The sequence below is a fragment of the Mesorhizobium sp. CNPSo 4684 genome (assembly GCF_057784315.1).
In genome coordinates, this window is sequence record NZ_JBWLUX010000019.1 from 1 (window position 1) to 15,991 (window position 15,991).

13 protein-coding genes and 3 pseudogenes are annotated in these 15,991 nt (G+C 58.1%); 4 read left to right on the forward strand and 12 right to left on the reverse strand.

The window, feature by feature from the left end; all coding sequences use genetic code 11:
- From AC04SG_RS18840 to AC04SG_RS18860, 5 genes and pseudogenes are all read right to left on the reverse strand, one after another.
- Window positions 1-149 (reverse strand): annotated as a pseudogene (locus AC04SG_RS18840) (helix-turn-helix domain-containing protein); the annotation flags it as partial.
- A gap of 231 nt (window positions 150-380) precedes the next feature.
- Window positions 381-3,083, reverse strand: a complete 2,703-nt coding sequence (locus AC04SG_RS18845; RefSeq protein WP_488552265.1) for a lyase family protein — start codon at window positions 3,081-3,083, stop codon at window positions 381-383.
- Window positions 3,083-4,138, reverse strand: coding sequence for a cysteine synthase family protein (locus AC04SG_RS18850; protein ID WP_488552266.1), 1,056 nt, complete (start codon window positions 4,136-4,138; stop codon window positions 3,083-3,085). Before AC04SG_RS18850 ends, AC04SG_RS18845 begins: the two co-directional genes overlap by 1 nt.
- Before the next feature lie 10 nt (window positions 4,139-4,148).
- On the reverse strand, window positions 4,149-5,201 hold the full coding sequence (locus AC04SG_RS18855) for a GHMP family kinase ATP-binding protein (RefSeq protein WP_488552267.1): 1,053 nt from the start codon (window positions 5,199-5,201) through the stop codon (window positions 4,149-4,151).
- Between the two features lie 366 nt (window positions 5,202-5,567).
- Complete coding sequence (locus tag AC04SG_RS18860) at window positions 5,568-5,828, reverse strand: Lrp/AsnC ligand binding domain-containing protein (protein ID WP_488552348.1); 261 nt, start codon at window positions 5,826-5,828, stop codon at window positions 5,568-5,570.
- Window positions 5,829-6,346: 518 nt separating this feature from the next.
- On the opposite strand from AC04SG_RS18860, the pseudogene AC04SG_RS18865 reads away from it, so the two are divergent.
- Window positions 6,347-7,611 (forward strand): annotated as a pseudogene (locus tag AC04SG_RS18865) (IS256 family transposase).
- Between the two features lie 422 nt (window positions 7,612-8,033).
- Here the strand turns inward: AC04SG_RS18865 and AC04SG_RS18870 are convergent.
- On the reverse strand, window positions 8,034-8,285 hold the full coding sequence (locus tag AC04SG_RS18870; RefSeq protein WP_488552268.1) for a helix-turn-helix domain-containing protein: 252 nt from the start codon (window positions 8,283-8,285) through the stop codon (window positions 8,034-8,036).
- 128 nt (window positions 8,286-8,413) lie between these two features.
- Here AC04SG_RS18870 and AC04SG_RS18875 point away from each other — a divergent pair, with 128 nt between their 5' ends.
- Window positions 8,414-8,683: a hypothetical protein gene (locus tag AC04SG_RS18875; RefSeq protein WP_488552349.1), complete on the forward strand. Its 270-nt coding sequence runs from the start codon at window positions 8,414-8,416 to the stop codon at window positions 8,681-8,683.
- A 458-nt stretch (window positions 8,684-9,141) separates the two neighbouring features.
- On the opposite strand, the gene AC04SG_RS18880 is transcribed toward AC04SG_RS18875, so the two are convergent.
- Together AC04SG_RS18880 and AC04SG_RS18885 are read right to left on the reverse strand one after the other, a co-directional pair.
- On the reverse strand, window positions 9,142-10,017 hold the full coding sequence (locus AC04SG_RS18880) for an acyl-homoserine-lactone synthase (protein ID WP_488552269.1): 876 nt from the start codon (window positions 10,015-10,017) through the stop codon (window positions 9,142-9,144).
- A 412-nt stretch (window positions 10,018-10,429) separates the two neighbouring features.
- Window positions 10,430-11,170, reverse strand: a complete 741-nt coding sequence (locus AC04SG_RS18885; protein ID WP_488552350.1) for a helix-turn-helix transcriptional regulator — start codon at window positions 11,168-11,170, stop codon at window positions 10,430-10,432.
- A 465-nt stretch (window positions 11,171-11,635) separates the two neighbouring features.
- Between AC04SG_RS18885 and AC04SG_RS18890 the strand changes: the two are divergent.
- A pseudogene (locus tag AC04SG_RS18890) lies at window positions 11,636-11,995 on the forward strand (MFS transporter); the annotation flags it as partial.
- A gap of 16 nt (window positions 11,996-12,011) precedes the next feature.
- On the opposite strand, the gene AC04SG_RS18895 reads toward AC04SG_RS18890, so the two are convergent.
- The 4 genes from AC04SG_RS18895 to AC04SG_RS18910 all read right to left on the reverse strand — a co-directional run bounded on the left by AC04SG_RS18895 (window position 12,012) and on the right by AC04SG_RS18910 (window position 14,208).
- Window positions 12,012-12,572, reverse strand: a complete 561-nt coding sequence (locus tag AC04SG_RS18895) for a transposase (RefSeq protein ID WP_488552270.1) — start codon at window positions 12,570-12,572, stop codon at window positions 12,012-12,014.
- 431 nt (window positions 12,573-13,003) lie between these two features.
- Window positions 13,004-13,180, reverse strand: a complete 177-nt coding sequence (locus AC04SG_RS18900; protein WP_488552351.1) for a hypothetical protein — start codon at window positions 13,178-13,180, stop codon at window positions 13,004-13,006.
- 246 nt (window positions 13,181-13,426) lie between these two features.
- Window positions 13,427-13,681: a hypothetical protein gene (locus tag AC04SG_RS18905; RefSeq protein WP_488552271.1), complete on the reverse strand. Its 255-nt coding sequence runs from the start codon at window positions 13,679-13,681 to the stop codon at window positions 13,427-13,429.
- 206 nt (window positions 13,682-13,887) lie between these two features.
- Window positions 13,888-14,208 (reverse strand): hypothetical protein, encoded by a 321-nt coding sequence (locus AC04SG_RS18910; protein ID WP_488552272.1) that lies wholly within the window; start codon window positions 14,206-14,208, stop codon window positions 13,888-13,890.
- Between the two features lie 495 nt (window positions 14,209-14,703).
- Here AC04SG_RS18910 and AC04SG_RS18915 point away from each other — a divergent pair, with 495 nt between their 5' ends.
- Window positions 14,704-15,981: an NAD(P)/FAD-dependent oxidoreductase gene (locus AC04SG_RS18915; protein WP_488552273.1), complete on the forward strand. Its 1,278-nt coding sequence runs from the start codon at window positions 14,704-14,706 to the stop codon at window positions 15,979-15,981.
- The last annotated feature ends 10 nt before the right edge of the window (window positions 15,982-15,991 follow it).

Genomic DNA, 15,991 nt, shown 5'->3' on the forward strand with positions numbered 1-15,991 from the left:
GCCGCGTCTTGTCGCGCAACAGTCTTTCAAAGCCTTCCGCGGCGAAGCGCTCCTGCCAGCGCCACACGCAGGGTCTTGGACTTGCCGGTTTGCCGCATGATCTCGACGGTCCCCACGCCCTCGCTGCTCAACAGAATGATCTCGGCGCGTGCTTCTGTGTGGTGCATTGCGATAGGGATATTCCTGTGCATGCAAACGCGCGAAAGGGAATCCCAAGCTGCACTCTTATATCCAGGCGAGAACCGCTAGCACCATCAGTCTGGATGTCGCCAAGCATGTCTTTCAGGTGCGCGGCGGTGGGCGCGGTCGTTGTGTGCCGGAAGTTCCGTTCCGACGATGTCGCTGTATTCGCCAGCAACGGATGTCACGACACGCAAGCTTTAGGCAGTCCGGTGCCTATCAATAAGTCCTTTCACCTTCTGTTTACGGTGCATTTCTGCGCGCACCCAGCGTCCCCGCATCTCTTCGCATTTCAAATGCATTTCGTTAAAGGACGTCTTCGCCACAGAAATCTGTTCATCTATTGACCTTTTGCCAGGGCCGCCTCCGAACTGCAGAGCGTCCTTGCACTCCTCAGGACTCGATGGCAATACCTCACCGAGATGTCTAATCAACTCGCTTCGGCATTCAGCGGCGCTGCTATCCAGAGACAAGCCCCTGACGATCTCGCCAACCTTTGTGTGCGCCTCTCTAAAAGGAATACCTCGAGTCGCCATACGTTCTGCGGCGACTGTCGTCATCGATAGACCATCCTCCAGATTTTCGCGCATCGATAGCGCATTGAAGGACATGAACTTCACGATTAGCGATGTAAGGGCCAGGGCGCGCTCTAGTGCTTCTTCTGCAACGCTCAGTGAAGAGCAGCCGTAGTTGCTTACCTCGATCGAGTTACTGAACGGCGCCTTGCAAGCGGCCGTTGCTGCAGAAACGTATGCGCCCATCACGGTGCTTGTCGATCCCTTTATGTGTTCCAGCAGGAAAGGGTTCTTTTTTTGGGGCAGCATGGAAGAGCCGCCAGCAAGATTGTCAGGAACGTCGATAAACGCGTACTCCCGCGTCGTCCAAACCTGCAGGTCCTGAGCAAAGCGGCTGAGCAAAATCGAAACACCAGCGAAGGACGAAAGCGCTTGCAAGTGATGGTCACGGCTAGCAACAGCATCAAGTGAGTTGAACGATGGCACTTCGAACCCCAGAAGATTGGCGGTTTTCAAGGGATCGATAGGTATGCTGGTGCCTCCACCGGCACCTGCCCCCATAGGGCAGTTCCGGAGTGCTTCCAGCAGGCAGTGAAGGCGCTGGCGCTCGCGCGCCAGAGCGAAGAAGACGCCAAGCAGGTAGTGCCCTGGCGATCCGGGGAGTGCAACCTGATATTGACTATACAACGGCGCGACAACTCCCGATGCTTCATCCACTCGCTGAAGCAAGGCATCTTGTGCATTTCCGATCTGTTGAGAGATGGAATACACAGCTTCCCGAAGCACCATGAGAGAAATGGTCGCGTTCAAGTCGTTGCGGGACCTCGCTAGGTGCACCCAGCCGGCTTTTTCAGGGCCAGTTCTTGCGGAGAGTTCGGCCTCATAGGCCAGATAGAGCCCACGCGGAGCATCGCGGCCCTCCAAACACTGAAAGCCCTCGTGCTGGAGGGCCAAGATGTGCGTGAGGAGTTCGGCAGCCGTTGCCTGGCTGACCAAACCCTGGTCCGCGAGCATCACGAGATGCGCTTCGTCTATGCTTGCCTGGTACCGTAGAAGTCGACCGTCACGCGCGATGTCAATTGGCGGGGCGAGCAACTTCATCGCATCGGGATGCAGGTTCCACTTGCTCTCGCTTGATCCAGCGACCTTCTTGTCGTCTGAGTCGCTAGCAGCCGACTCGGTATCGATCACAACAGAATTGATCATTCCGGCCGCTGCAGTGGCTGCGCGATTGAGGTCATCAGCAACTGCTATGGCGTAGGCTACCCGGTCTCTGAAATCACCATTTATTTGAAGTTCTTCCCCTTCAGATTTTAAAGGGCCCGCCTCAACCACCGTCGCGTCTGGACTTTGAGAAAAGCTCAGGTGTTTGAGCTTGCCGGGTTTATCGGCGAGTCGGAAACGGATGGCTCCCGCCGTTGCACTGCTCTGTGGACGCGTGAACGCTTCTCCAGCGTAGAGTCTAATCACCAAGTCAAGAATTGACGTTCCCAGAGCGTGCGAGAGCATGACTGGAATCATCCCTCCAGCCAGCCTGGGGTTGACCTCGATGATGACGGGGCCTGACTGCGCTATCACGAACTCCACGTGAGCCGGTCCAAAATTCAGGCCCAAAGCCGACACAGCGTGCCCGGCAAAAGATTCCAATTCCCGTTGCGATAGCTCCGGTAGAGGGGCCGGGAAATCGTGCCCAACCTCGACGAAGCTGGGAGCCGGGCCTTTGTGCTTGGAAAGAATTCCAAGGCAGTGCAGCGTCCCATCGTACGCAACTATCTCGGCAGAATATTCCTTACCCTCGACATAATCTTGGATAAGGATGTCCGGACTGGACAGACCAACTTGATCGAGTAGTGCGCCCCTTGCACTCTCAAACGCCTTGATGGTGGCTGCAGCACTATCGCATAACCTCACGCCGCTGCTGCCACTTCCGGACACCGGCTTGACGACCACGGGCAGAGTGGCTTGGACGAGAATATTTTCGACGTCTCGGAGGGAGGTCGCCAGTCGTGTTTCAGGGATCATGATTGAATGTCTCTGTAACTCCGCCGCCTGCTTCCATTTGTTGCGGCATGTGGCTATAGCCTCTGAATTCGCTGTTGGTAGCCCCATCGCGGTCGCGGCATTTGAGGCTGCTTCCACAAAGTAATCGGACGATGAGTATAGTCCCTTCAGCCTTCCTATTTTGCTGGCCACTCCGATAAGCTCGTCCGGATTGCGCGTTTCAGCTTCGATCACTTGATCCGCCGGGGAGTCTTTCAGAAACGGGTAGCGCGCTCGATTGCGTACAACGAGATACGGTTTAAAGCCCAAGGCTGCGGCCCGCTTCAGCAATAACTCGCCGGTGCCCGTCGTGTTGCTTTCTACGAAAAGGAAGCTACCTCGGCTCATCAAGCTTGCTCCAGAACATTTAAGACAGCTTCTCGGCTTTTCCGATTCCAAGGATATCGGTTCCACGGTGGGAGAGCCGTCGACGGATGAATTTCGGTCGCCGGCGCATCCAGGAGATTACCTTCGTTTAGACATCCGTTCTGCGCAAGCCACGCGCGATCGTATATAGCTTCGACGTAGCGGTGCCCTTCATCGGGGCAAATGACGACTATGGTCTCTTCTGGATACTGTCTAGCGCGCCACCGCCCAACGATGTAGCTTGCCCCGGATGTCGGACCTGCGAAGACGGCGTGCCGCTCGTGAAGGGTTCGTGTGGCAGCGAATGCGAGCGGAGCAGAGATGAGATGCACCTCGTCATACAGTTCATGCTTCACGTTCTTTGGGACGAGGCTGTTCCCCAGCCCCCGCAGTTTGCGTTCGCCATCCTCTTGGCCGAAGATCACGCTATTGAAGGTGTCCACTCCGATCAGGCGTGCGCCGGGTGCTTTTTGGCGGAGTCGCTCTATCGTCCCGCAAGTAGAACCGCCTGACCCTACGGACCCGACCAACGTCACGTCAGGGCCCAACGCCTCCGCTATTTGGTCGGCGAAGAGCTTATAGGCTGCTGGATTATCTTGCGTTTCGTACTGCCGGGGCCAAAAACAGCAGTGACCCAACTGTCTCATCCTAGCGTCTAACGCATCGAGACGGCTTCTTTGATAGCCACCCTGCTTCGCCTTTTCGGTTATTATGAAGACTTTAGCCCCTAATGAGTTCAGCCTGTTTTCCAGACCCCTGTCCATTACTGGGTCCGTGAAGATCTCAAGTTGGAAGCCACGTTCCCGGCAGACTACCGCTAAACCCAGTGCGAAGGTTCCGCTGGAAGTCTCGAGCACCTTCATGCCGTCCGTCAAAATCCCGCGGGCCAGCGCTTGCTGAATGATGTACTTTGCGGGAAGAAGCTTCATAAACGCGAACTGTGCTACGTAAAGGTTTGTTTCGCACCTGATGATGCTGGGAAGAACATAGGCATCAGAATAGCCGGAGAATGGCAGGCGTTTGCGGAATGCGTTCATCGCGCTCACCTCACTGACTGCCTGTCATAGTCAGATATATTTTTGGCGAGTCGTCGAAGGCCGATACATGAGCGAGCACGGACTGGAGCTTGAGGGGAAAATCAGCCGCCATTCGATCAAGCAAGATTCCGACCATTGTTCCGCTATGCGCGACTATAACCCCTAAAGCGCCGGTCGCCTCGGACGCTTTCAGCACGGAGTTCAGACGCTTCTTTGGAGCGCGCTCCTGATGCAGGAGCGCGCTGGCCGTAGCTATTTTGCCTATTGTGGCCGTGTCACCCTGCGGAATCGCTGTTCGTGCGCGGTCGAGTAATTCGTGATATTCTGCCCGTTGATTGGCAGAGATGTCACCTCGCCGTCGATCATAGTCCACGGTCTCAATCGTCCCTCCTTCATCGACACCTACGATTGCAAGCGGCGGCATTTGCCCTAGGAAGGAGAGAAGGCGACACGCTCGCTGCTGATATGCAACCACCCCAGGGTACATCACTCCGTCAGATGGTTCTATCTCCGACATCAGTGTCTCGATCAATGACGTAGGAATCCTGCGCTTGAAGCAGCGCGCGATTGACCGTGCAGCCGCAACAAGATCCGCGGACGAACTCGCCAGTCCTTTGCCTTCGGGGAGTTCCGATTGCAACAGCAGAATTCCTCCTGAGGCCTCGAGCGCAATCAAGAGATTCTCAGCCAGTCGTTTTGCTTTGACTTTATGTGACGGATAAACGGTCACTGATTGTGTGCCCGCAATCGGCACGAAGTGCGCCCTCGCAAAGAGCGCGATCGGCATCGTGACCAGGAAGTGAGAATCCCGAGGAATAGAGCCCACCGGTAGCTGGCCTTGTAGCAACTCCCCGAATGTGCCACAGCAAAGAGCTTCGCCAGAATGAACCCTCGGCTGCTGGGTATTCTCGGCAATAATCTGGGCTGCGTCCGCGCAATCAAACGTCTGGTTGCATGTGTATGGGCTCCAAACTTCATCTGCGGCCGCTTCGAGAAGATCTCTGGCCGACATGTTCGGGTAGCTTGCTGAAGAGATGGGATATGTCGATTTTTGGATTGCCATATTATTTTCTCGTCAGACGCATTGACGTGCTTGTAGCCTGGCGGGCTCATCAGACTTGGCTCGCGTTCGGTTCAGATACCTGTCGAGCACCCCGCTATGGCCCCATTTGGTGAACGTAGCATTGGCAGCGAATTTTGTTCGCAAAGCTTCTGTGAAATCACTTGTAAAGTCTGTTGCGCCGTTTTGATTTGATCGGCTTCGCCGAAGGAGGCAGGATTCAGAGCCAGGCGGTGGAAGGGCTCCAGAAGCTGCTCCGACGTCAGCTTAGGCTCAGTCGCGTCGCCGAGCCGCACAGAGGCGATTTGGTAATGGTTGACCTCGCCTGCCTTCTGCCGGAGCGGTTACGTCAGCGCAGTCAGGCAAAAGCTATAGCGTGGACCGTGGCTCGATTTTGACGCGGTCAAATGCGACCATGCTCTTAAATTTCCGCACGTTCGAATCGGTGTTTAGCCTCATCTTAACAAACGCCTTAAAGGCCTCGACGTCATCCACTGTCAGGACTAGAACGAAATCGACGTTGCTCGTGGTCAGGTAGCACTCAGTTACCTCCGTTGCGGCTTGCATCGAGCGCTTGAACCTTTCGACTAGATCGAGACATATTCGATCAAGCTCTACTAGCACTATCACCGTGATCAATTTGCAGGCAACCTTTCAACTGTGGAGCAAAACCTGCGGGTGTCCTGAGCGACGTTGATTGCGGTAGCAGCCGTCGATGTCGCCATCAATGCAGACCGGAACAGGGATGATCCATTGGACACTCATCCAAGCGGCAGCGGGCCGGAGAGCCATGTGCTCACCTGACGCTCCTACAGCTAGAGGCGAGTCGCTGCTGGATAGCGCGCTAAAAGCGATGCACATCGGTCCAAGCGCCTGCGCACCGCGCGGACGTGCTTCAGTCGCAGCACACGCAACCAGCGTGCCGAACCGCACACCAATTGTATTTCGCCTTGGGTGGAACTGGAGACAACACTCTTGGTGCGATGTCTAGCAATGTTGTCGTACTCCGGACACGGCCTGTCGCGGCGCGAGACCTCAGCTTTCGGCAGAGGAGCTATGACGGAAACTGGGTGATGACGTTTGAGGAGAGCGGCGTATCGAGGCGGGTGATGAAGCCTGCCAGAACCTCTCAAGGAGAGCGATACGCCATGAACGAGACTACCAATGTTTTGCGTCTTCGTCAGCCTGACGAGTTTGATAATCCACTGACGGATGTGCTTCGCAGCGGGGCGCGCAAGTTGCTGGCGCAGGCGATCGAGGTCGAGGCCGAGACGTTTCTTGCCGAGATGCGGGATCTCAAGCTTGCCGATGGCCGTGACCGGATTGTGCGCCATGGTCACGGCCCGGAGCGAAGCATCCAGACGGGGATCGGTCCGGTGCCAGTCAGCCGGGTGAAGATCCGGGTCGCGGCGCGAATGGCGAGGTTGATCGGGTCCGGTTTGCCTCATCGATCCTGCCGAAATGGGCGCGTCGGACGCGAAGTTTGGATGCGCTGCTTCCCGTTCTCTACTGCGCGGTGTTTCAACGGGCGATTTTTCAGGAAGCGCTGAGCGCGCTTGTGGGCAAACGCGCCGAACCTTTCACCCTCGGTGATCACGCGGCTGACGGCACAGTGGAACGCCGATTATGAGCGTTGGCAAAAGCGCGATCTTTCGGCGCGCCGCTATGTCTATGTGTGGGCGGACGGGGTCTACCTGCAGGCGCGGATGGACGACCAAGCCGAATGCATGCTGGTCCTGATCGGCGCCACGCCCGAGGCAGGAAAGAACTCGTCAGTTTCCAGACCGGCGTTCGCGAGAGCGCGCAGAGCTGGCACGAGTTGCTGGTTGACGTGAAGCGGCGTGGCTTGAAGATTGCGCCCGATATTGCCGTCGGCGATGGCGCGCTCGGCTTCTGGAAGGCGCTCGACGAGGTCTTTCCCGGCACCAGGCACCAACGCTGCTGGGTGCACAAGACAGCCAACGTACTGAACAAGGTACCGCTCTCGGTGCAGGCTAACATGAAGACGGATTTGCGCGAGATTTACGGCGCGCCGACACGCTCAGCAGCGGAAATGGCGATCGATGTGTTCGCCGAGAAATACGGCGCGAAGTAACACAAGGCGGTCGACTGCCTGAAGAAGGATCGCGAGACGCTGCTGGCGTTCTACGATTTCCCCGCGAAACACTGGGATCATCTGCGAATGTCGAACCCGATCGAGAGCGTCTTTGCCACCGTTCGCCACCGAACGGTGCGCACGAAGGGCTCCCTGTCGTCGAAGACCGCCAGGCTGATGGTCTTCAAGCTCGTCATGGCCGCCGCCAAATCCTGGCGTCGATTGAAGGGACAAAATCAGTTGCCGAAACTGCTCGCAGGTGCCAGGTTCCAGGACGGGATCGAGGTCATCGAAATGAAGCCGCAAAGCGCCGCGTGATCAACCCCGTCACCTAAAATCCGTCATAGCTCTCGGCAGAGGCCCTTCAGCCTCAACAAGAAACGTGCAGCCTTATCGAAGCGGGATAGTAGTTCTTCGCAATTTTTCCTCGAATTCGCCGCGTGCTCCGGGTCGAGCCGCAAAACGGCTGCGGATGCACTATACGACAGCTGGATACAAGCCTACGCCGGCGCGAAAGTCGTGCCGACGCTGAGCTTCGCGCCGATGGCCAATATGGACGCGAGCCAAGCCCCTGTACCGAACTAACGCAAGATAACGCTATCGCCGCGTCAAGCCAGAAGAATCACATTCGATCAGATGGCTGCCGCAAAACAAGGCGCGCTCGGGCGTGCTATAACAAACACCCGGTGCGCGCCTCAGGCGCGCAGGCGCCCCTCAATCGTCAGCGGCTGCGCAAAAGGTCAATCGGATTTATGGGAACGCAGAGTTTGGTTACCCGAGCGCGCTGGCGGTCTAATGAGGTCGCATGGATCGACATCAAGCGCTTTTGCGATCCGACCCAGCACGCTCACGCTCGCCGATACCCGGGCGCGCTCGATCGAGCCGACATAGCGCATGCTGATTTCGGCGCGGGCTGCCAGCTCTTCCTGCGTCAGGTCCTGATCATGGCGCACACGACGCAAGTTGGTCGCCATGATCTCCTTGAGATCCATGGCGCGATACGGACCAGAACCGGAATGATCGTTCTAGGAATGATCGTTCCTATTCGCTATATTGCGACGAGCAGAGTGCCTTGTTCGATGCCCCTGACAAGGCCGTTCACCATGCCCGCTCGATGAGGATGTTCAAGGGATTTGCGATGAAGAATGAAACAGCCGACGAAGTTCCCTGGTCGGACCGCCTCACGGCTTACGACGAGGCGAATTTCACCATCTACATGCGGTTTCTGGACTCGGCCGCCGATAACGACAGCTACGAGGAAATGGCACAGCTGATCCTGGGCATCGACCCCGAGCATGAACCGGAACGAGCCCGAAACGCGGCTAGAAGCCACCTCGATCGGGCGAACTGGTTCATTACAACCGGCTACAAGGAACTGTTCGCCAGCTGACGTGCAGGCAAGCTCGTGTAGCCGCCATTCATGAGCGCCCGGCGGCCGCGAACGGCGCGACGGATGCGGTCACGCAGATGGTCGCGAAGGATGGTCCAGTCGGCCCCGGACGCGCGCCCGATCGACCACCACCTGAGGCGATGTCGCGATCGGGGGCTCTAACTTAGCCGAGTGAGCCGTCCAGGTCGCAAAGAAAAAAGCTCAGACGACCGCAGCGCGCCTTCGGCGGGAACAGTGCATTCGGCATCCGACCATGCGCGTTGACGTTGAGGCATTCGAGCGCCCGGAGGCGATATCGTAAATACACGGCCGGCCGGATAGCGTGGGTATCGGTAAGAACGGGCTGAGCACACCCGCGCCGGAAACGGTGAGTTGCAGCTGCCGGCCGGCCTGTTCGAGCAGGACGCGCTGAGCACCTTCAGCCAGGATCAGCAGCGTCGCATGACATGGCGGCGGCATCAGATCAAATGGCAGCGTCGCTGATCCCACGGGAACCGTGTCGGCGATGACCGGCAGGAACTTGCGGGCGACCGATCGACTTTCGCTTCGATTACTGCGAGCGATGGCCGGGCTTGCATATAGCTGGCATGATCCAGAACATGGGCGCAATCATGCTGGAATCCCGGATTGCGTCTCAAGAATTCCCATGCCCAGCCGCGCCGGGTAAGCTCAACGGTGTGTTCGTATGGCGCTTCATTCCACCAATACGGCCAAGTGGCGTTGCGCTCTTCCAAACTGGCGACCCGCTTCCCACGCATTAAGCTGGCCATCAAGCATCGGCAGCCTGGTACAGCACCGGGGACCAGAGAACCGGGCCGGTAAGGCTGCCATTGCGCCGCACGGCGTCCAGGCTCGCCGCGGAGACATCGAGTCATCCGGCGATGGCGCACGTGTTGCCGATAACTGAGGCGTTGCAGAGGCCAATCTCCCCGCCGAAGGATGCGCTCCATGCGCCAATCCGAGACGGTGACGATCCCGCTGAGGCAGCGCGACAGTTCGAACTCGATCGTGCCGGCGAAGAGCATGTACGTGCCGACTGCAATCCCCCTCACCCGCTTTGGCACGGTCGGCGGCAAATCGAGCGCGAAGCGGCTGCTTTCCCAAACGCGAGGATCTTGAGGCGCCGCCTGCCCGTCCAGCAGAACTGGAAACATGTCACGAATCATGGTCGGTCCGGTCCACGGCAACAGGCGACCGCAGCCGTCAACGCCATCGCCGCGCAGCAACAGGTAGTGGGCTTCAGCGCATCGAAACGGTCGGTCTAATACCCGCGGTTGGTACGTCCCGGTCGAGCCGCTCCTTGAAGACGCGACGCCGCAGACGGTGCATGGCATGCAGGTAATCGTCGAAATCGTCGTAACCGTTCGGGTGCAATAGGCAGCGGGATCATGTGGGCCTCGTCGAGAGGAATGACCCTGCGATTGGAGACCAGGACTGAAGTCGAAACAGCCTGTGCAATCGTACAGGTAGAAAGTGGTTTGGTCGGCCCTTCGGAAGCTGCAACGGCGCGGACGTTCTCGAGGTTGTCCGCGTGAACGACGGCCCAGAGCTATGCCCAATGCACCCGAGTGTCAGGCGGATGTTCCGCGCCATAGCAGGCAGGTTTTCTAATTAGTCTCGGCCCGGTCCTCGCCGAGCCGGTCAGGGCATGGACATGAAAGCAGGCCCCTGCGCCGAAGAATGGCGCCTACCAGAATAGCGCTCCAGGGGAATAGCCTCGCTAAGACAGCCTTAGCGGCTGCACTGCTAGCTGCGAAAGTGTCGCTGACGCGAAGAATCCGTCTCGCCCAGCAGCGCGATGGCTTGCCTGGTTGTTTCCACTCCGAGCTTTTTGCGGACATTGTCGAGGTGAAAGGAGACGGTGCGTCGCTTGATCCCGAGTATGCGGCCTGTCGCCCAGTCACACTTGCCCTTCACAGCCCACTGGAGGCACTCGAATTCGCGAGGCGTCAATCGCACCCCATTTACGATCCGATCGGTCGAGAGCTTGCGGCGAGCATAAATGTGAAAGCAGCTCGCCATGCACAGCAAAATCTGCTGGTATCGCTGTGTGACGTGCACAAACGCTGGTCTGGGCTCGTCCGCTGCAAAAGTCACCGCCGCGAAACAGCCTCGTTTATCGATGATCGGGACCGTCAAGCCGCAGCTTATGCCGAATTCTGCCGCCTCGGCGAAGAGCTTCCGCTCGACCTTTGAAAGTTCGGCTTGGCTGGGTTCAATACCCCAAAGAAACGGGGATCCGCCACACTGCGCCTGCACGATGACCGGATCGATCGTGTGATAGTGGTTTAGCTCATAATGGCCAGTCCAGCGGGGCGGATAGTTTGAGATGAGCCTCGGCTTGCCAGAATTTTTTGGTGGAAACGACAGGTAGGCAAATTGAGGAAGATCGTATTCCTCCACTGCACGCGCGAAGGCATCGCGCAAATCCGTCTCATCGACGCTTTCAGACAGCCGCTCCAGGAATGTCTCGAAAACTTCCTGCATTTCCAAAAACTCGCCCTGGCTCCCTTTCGACGTCGCGTTGATCGGAATGAGACAAACACGCCTGCCTGGCCCGGCACGGAAATGGAGCGGTCCAGGCAGGCCGCACAGCCGCGGCAGTGCTGCGCACAACGTTGGTCGCCGACCCTCACCTGTTGGCCCGATTCGACAACGGTATCCAATTGAGCCGGTCTGGTTCTGCTCCGCTATCTTTCAGTTGATGACGTGGCGGTTAGAGTTTCGTGGCAGCACTGAATTGGCAAATATGGAATCAATATCACAGCAATCTGGGAATTAGATGGGGTATTTCAGCTTGGTTTGTACATCTCCTTTTGACGCCTCTTTTCGGGTGGTGTTAGGCCGCATGGGAGATTGCCTCCGGCAGAATCGGCGATAAGCTTCGCCCAGATTAATGACATCCTTTGCGTGTTGGTCACCTGTCTGCTTCTCGCGCAAACATTGATCGCCATGCTCTCAAACGCAAATACCGCATACACTGGGCTACTGGCGCCGCTCGAGAACCGAACCTTTCGTTCGATCTTTCTGGCTGGCAGCTTTCGAGTGGGCTGGCTCATGCAGACGGAGGCACTTGTTGCTCATGGCCAAGGGTCCCGCTCAGACGTTATGGTTGCCCTGGTTCAGGCCTCGTCGACCTCGCCGGCATTCTTTCTGGCCATCTTCGTCGGTCCAATTGCCAACGAGTTCAGCCGCCGCATGGTCATGATCGTTGGTCGAAGCGTGATGATGGCCGCCTCCGCAATGCTGACGATCCTCATGGTATTCGGCCTCACCAATCCATGGATGCTTCTCGCGCTCAGCTTTCTCGACGGTTGCGGCATCGCGCTCAGCGATCCAGCCCGGCGAGCGTCAATCGGCGATATTCTAGAGTGCGGTCATATGTCGGTCGACCGGGACGCTCCTCAACGTCGAGTTCAATACGATGCGAAGTGTCGGCCCGGCCCCTGGCGGAATCATCGTGGCCGCCTTTGGGCCTGTCGCCACGTTCGCTGCTCACCACGCTTGGCTTTTTCGCTGCTCTCACCGCCTTGACCAGGTCGTTGACCGAGGGTGTCGATATCCCCTGGACATAGGCCTCCTGGATGACGGCCGTCAGCGCCTTCTTGGCCATGCGGCGCGGCTCGAGAAAGCCGGGGAAGTAAGAGCCTTTCCTGAGCTTCGGGATGCGCAGCTCGACGGTCCCCGCCCGTGTCTCCCAGTCCGGTCGCGGTAGCCGTTGCGCTGCGTGGTCCGGAGCGGGTTCTTCTCGCCATAGGCAGCGCCGGTCGCGGCACCCACCTCCATCTCCCATGAGCCGCTCGGCCGCGAAGCCGATCATCTCACGCAAAAGATCGGCATCCGCGCTCTTCTCCGCGAGCGTGCGCAGGTTCATCATGTCGTCGGTCATCGGTGGTCCTTCCAGGAACGGGTTGGTGTCGACAACCAGACCCTACCGGAAAGCGCCGATGACCACCGCGCTACCAGCTACACCACGTCCGGGGACGTCACCTGGTGCATGACTGGGCCGGTGGCAGCTCTCGTAGGTGGGTGTCGCCGAAAGGACAACCTTGACGGGTGACCACCGACTCCTATGCCACGGCGGTCGCCGGATTGAACGCTCCAATCCCATCTTGCCGGGGAGGAACGCTCACATTGTCGATCAGGCGGGTCTGTTCCGAGCCAAGCGGCCGCGAGCAACCGTGCCGGACGGTCCACAACTGTCACGGGCTTGAGACCCCCTCGTCTGCACGTGGTTCGAGATATTCCACGCTCCCATAGCCCGCGGCCAGAATGGCTTGGCGGTGTCGGGCGAACTGAGGAATTGCCCTCCCTATTGCCTCACCCACGAATGTTACTGAGGTTGGGGGTACTAAGATGCCCCGCATCTCCTCCCGCCGCGGCGGGAGGAGATGGTGGCGCGCACTTCATCCAGTCGCCATTGAATATGATCTGCCCGGCTATTTCCATCCGCCAAGCCTTGACGGGCGTTTGCACTGTCCGCAGGCGTTTCTCCATGAAGTGTGACCGATCGGCGCCCTTTACACGCTGCAGGACCGAGGCCGCCGAGAGCAGAATCTGCCTCAAGCCACGCTCGAATCTGGAGCTCGAAAGGCGACAGCATGCTCGGCCTTTTCGGGTAAGACTTGGTCCGTCGATATGGCCGACGATGTGTCGGCCGTTTCTCTCCCGCCTGCCAGGCTATCTTCAGGCTCAAGGTGAAACGCCGGAGATCAATAGCGACAGGTTCCTCGGGCCTCGCATTCAGGCCACGACGATCGACCCGCCTTCCAAGGTCTTCCTGTGTGCCGCACGAATCCCGGCAAACAGCATCACCGGATCCGCAGCTTCCAGTATGGCCCGTGGCCGTTCCTTGTCCGTTTCTGCCACACCGGAGTGGGCCAGAACCCACGCAATGGGCGGCACGGGCGAATGGTAGCGTTTGACGCGGACGCCGATTCTTGTCTTCTCTTGCAGCTTGAACGAAGGCTGGAACAGATTGCCGTAGAGACGCACCACGGCGTAGAGTCGCCCGATGGCAACCGTTGCCTCCGCGCCGAGGAACCTTCCGTAACAGACCAGCCGCCGTACGATGGCGCCGTTCTTCTGCTCGATCCAAGCCGTCTTTCAATACGCTCGCGAACGGGTCACCTCCAATCCCGGGCTTCGGCACACCAGCAGACCACAAGTTCGTTCATGAAGCAGCATGTCGCGAAGCTCGCCATTCAGATTAAGCCGCTATGCCGCTCAATGGCCGGCAGCAAGACAGGGATCAGCTGATTCACACGTTTCGAGCAGAGACGGTCGGACGCCGCCACCAGAGCCTCTCGAACCTGAGCGCCATAACGGGCGGCATGCTGCCTATCGGCAGGCGGTTTCGTCTCACGACGACAAAGCACACGGATCGCGTGCTTGCGGTGATAGCCAGTGACCGCGATAAACTCATCCAGAATCCACTGCTTGTCGGTCCGGCAGCTCGATCGATAACGCTCGACAATCGCTTCGTCCAGTTTCGCCGTGTTGCTCTGATCCGACTTGCCATCCATCGTCCCCGAGCAAGGACGGCAAATCGCTGCATCCCCTTCGGAAGCTCGTTGCTCCATGGCTCTCACATACTAATGCAGGTGGGCACGACTGATCTGAACGAACTGCTTCGCGATCGATCGTGCATCTTTCCGTCAGCCAAAACCGAGCGTGCCTCATCTGTTCAAGCCGAAACCGCGCCTCACTCCAGGGAAATTACCGGGTCTCCGGCGATCACGTGTCAACGTGAAGGCTTCTGCCGAGATGCGATCTCGAAGCCAGATGTCGTCGATATCGACAATGCATTGGACGGTTCGGGCCGGTTGGTCGATGATTTAAGGACAAAATCAAAGCCGGCGAAATGCCTGTCCCTAGAAGGCTCATTAGGGAGCCGTAGACTTACAAAATTTTAGATGCCCCCCACGGTTTAACACGCCCGCGACTTATGCCTGTGGGCAACTAGCCCATTGCGCGGTTAGTGGACAAAGATCGACACTATCTGTTACGGGATCACGAAAATGATAGCGGGCCAATCTCATGGGCTTTGGGGTACAACGGCGTCACTTCCGCCCCCTACACCGAGGCTTGCCGGTCAATCCATCGTTGATGTCGCCATAGTTGGTGCTGGTTATACTGGTTTGTCGACGGCCTTACATTTAGGCCAGCGGGGTGTGAACACTGTCGTGGTCGAAGCGAACGAGATCGGATCCGGCGCAGCCGGCCGTGCCTCTGGGATGGTCAATGCAGGCCTCTGGGTTATGCCTGCTGCTCTTAGGGAAACCTTAGGCCCGGTATATGGCCGACGCATGCTAAACTTGCTGCGGCACTCGCCCCGCATCGTTTTCGATATCATTGAAAAGTATGACATTCAATGCGAGGCAAAGCGTGTTGGTACGATTCATTGTGCAGCCGGTCGAAAAGGCGTGGCTGAGATAGAAGAGCGCGCCAGGCAGTGGCAGGCACTCGGGGCGCCGATCCATATTCTTAGTCGCGATGAAACCGCAGTCAAAACGGGAACTCAAGCGTTTGCGCTGAGCCTCCTAGACCTTCGAGCTGGCACAATCCAGCCTCTTTCGTATGTGCGAGGGCTTGCGCAGGTGGCAATTGCCTGCGGGGTGAAGATTTTTACTTACAGCCCCGTGAAGACGATCTCCCGCGAAGGCGACAACTGGCGGCTCAACACCCAATGGGGCAGCATCCTGGCCAAATGGGTCGTTCTTTCAACAGACGTTTACACCGCCGGGATCGCGCCCGAACTTCGTGCAGGGCAAGTGGTTCTTCCATTCTTCCACGTGGCCACAGCGCCGTTAAGCCCCGATCTTAGGCATAGCATATTGCCCGAGGGCCATGGGGCTTGGGATACCCGCACGCCAATGACGGCCTTCCGCACGGATGATGCCGGCCGGCTCATCATCGGCAGCGTGGGAGCTCTAAGAGGTACCGGCACTTTCATCCACCGTTCTTGGGCGCGACGTCGTATTCGCGCGCTTTTCCCTCAACTGGGAAACGTAGAGCTCGAGCACGAATGGTACGGGCGTATTGGGACCACGTCCGATCATCTGCCACGGCTTTATTCGTTGGGTGAGAACATGATTGCATTGACGGGTTTCAACGGCCGTGGAATCGCGCCGGGTACCCTGTTTGGCCGGGAGCTTGCTCGCTACATCGTGGGCGATACGGCTGCGGCTGATTTGTTCCTCCCGTTCTCGCCGGCCGAAGCAGCATCCTTACGCGCCTTCAAGGAAGGGTATTATGAGTTAGGTGCTCAAGTCGCTCATCTGCCGCCTTTAAATTGATTTGCCCTGC

Coding starts and splice junctions, on each gene's coding strand:
- AC04SG_RS18845 (WP_488552265.1), bottom strand. CDS start 3,083: ATGAGCCGAGGTAGCTTCCTTTTCGTAGAAAGCAACACGACGGGCACC.
- AC04SG_RS18850 (WP_488552266.1), bottom strand. CDS start 4,138: ATGAACGCATTCCGCAAACGCCTGCCATTCTCCGGCTATTCTGATGCC.
- AC04SG_RS18855 (WP_488552267.1), bottom strand. CDS start 5,201: ATGGCAATCCAAAAATCGACATATCCCATCTCTTCAGCAAGCTACCCG.
- AC04SG_RS18870 (WP_488552268.1), bottom strand. CDS start 8,285: ATGGATCTCAAGGAGATCATGGCGACCAACTTGCGTCGTGTGCGCCAT.
- AC04SG_RS18875 (WP_488552349.1), top strand. CDS start 8,414: ATGTTCAAGGGATTTGCGATGAAGAATGAAACAGCCGACGAAGTTCCC.
- AC04SG_RS18880 (WP_488552269.1), bottom strand. CDS start 10,017: ATGCCATGCACCGTCTGCGGCGTCGCGTCTTCAAGGAGCGGCTCGACC.
- AC04SG_RS18885 (WP_488552350.1), bottom strand. CDS start 11,170: ATGCAGGAAGTTTTCGAGACATTCCTGGAGCGGCTGTCTGAAAGCGTC.
- AC04SG_RS18895 (WP_488552270.1), bottom strand. CDS start 12,572: ATGACCGACGACATGATGAACCTGCGCACGCTCGCGGAGAAGAGCGCG.
- AC04SG_RS18900 (WP_488552351.1), bottom strand. CDS start 13,180: ATGGAGAAACGCCTGCGGACAGTGCAAACGCCCGTCAAGGCTTGGCGG.
- AC04SG_RS18910 (WP_488552272.1), bottom strand. CDS start 14,208: ATGGATGGCAAGTCGGATCAGAGCAACACGGCGAAACTGGACGAAGCG.
- AC04SG_RS18915 (WP_488552273.1), top strand. CDS start 14,704: ATGATAGCGGGCCAATCTCATGGGCTTTGGGGTACAACGGCGTCACTT.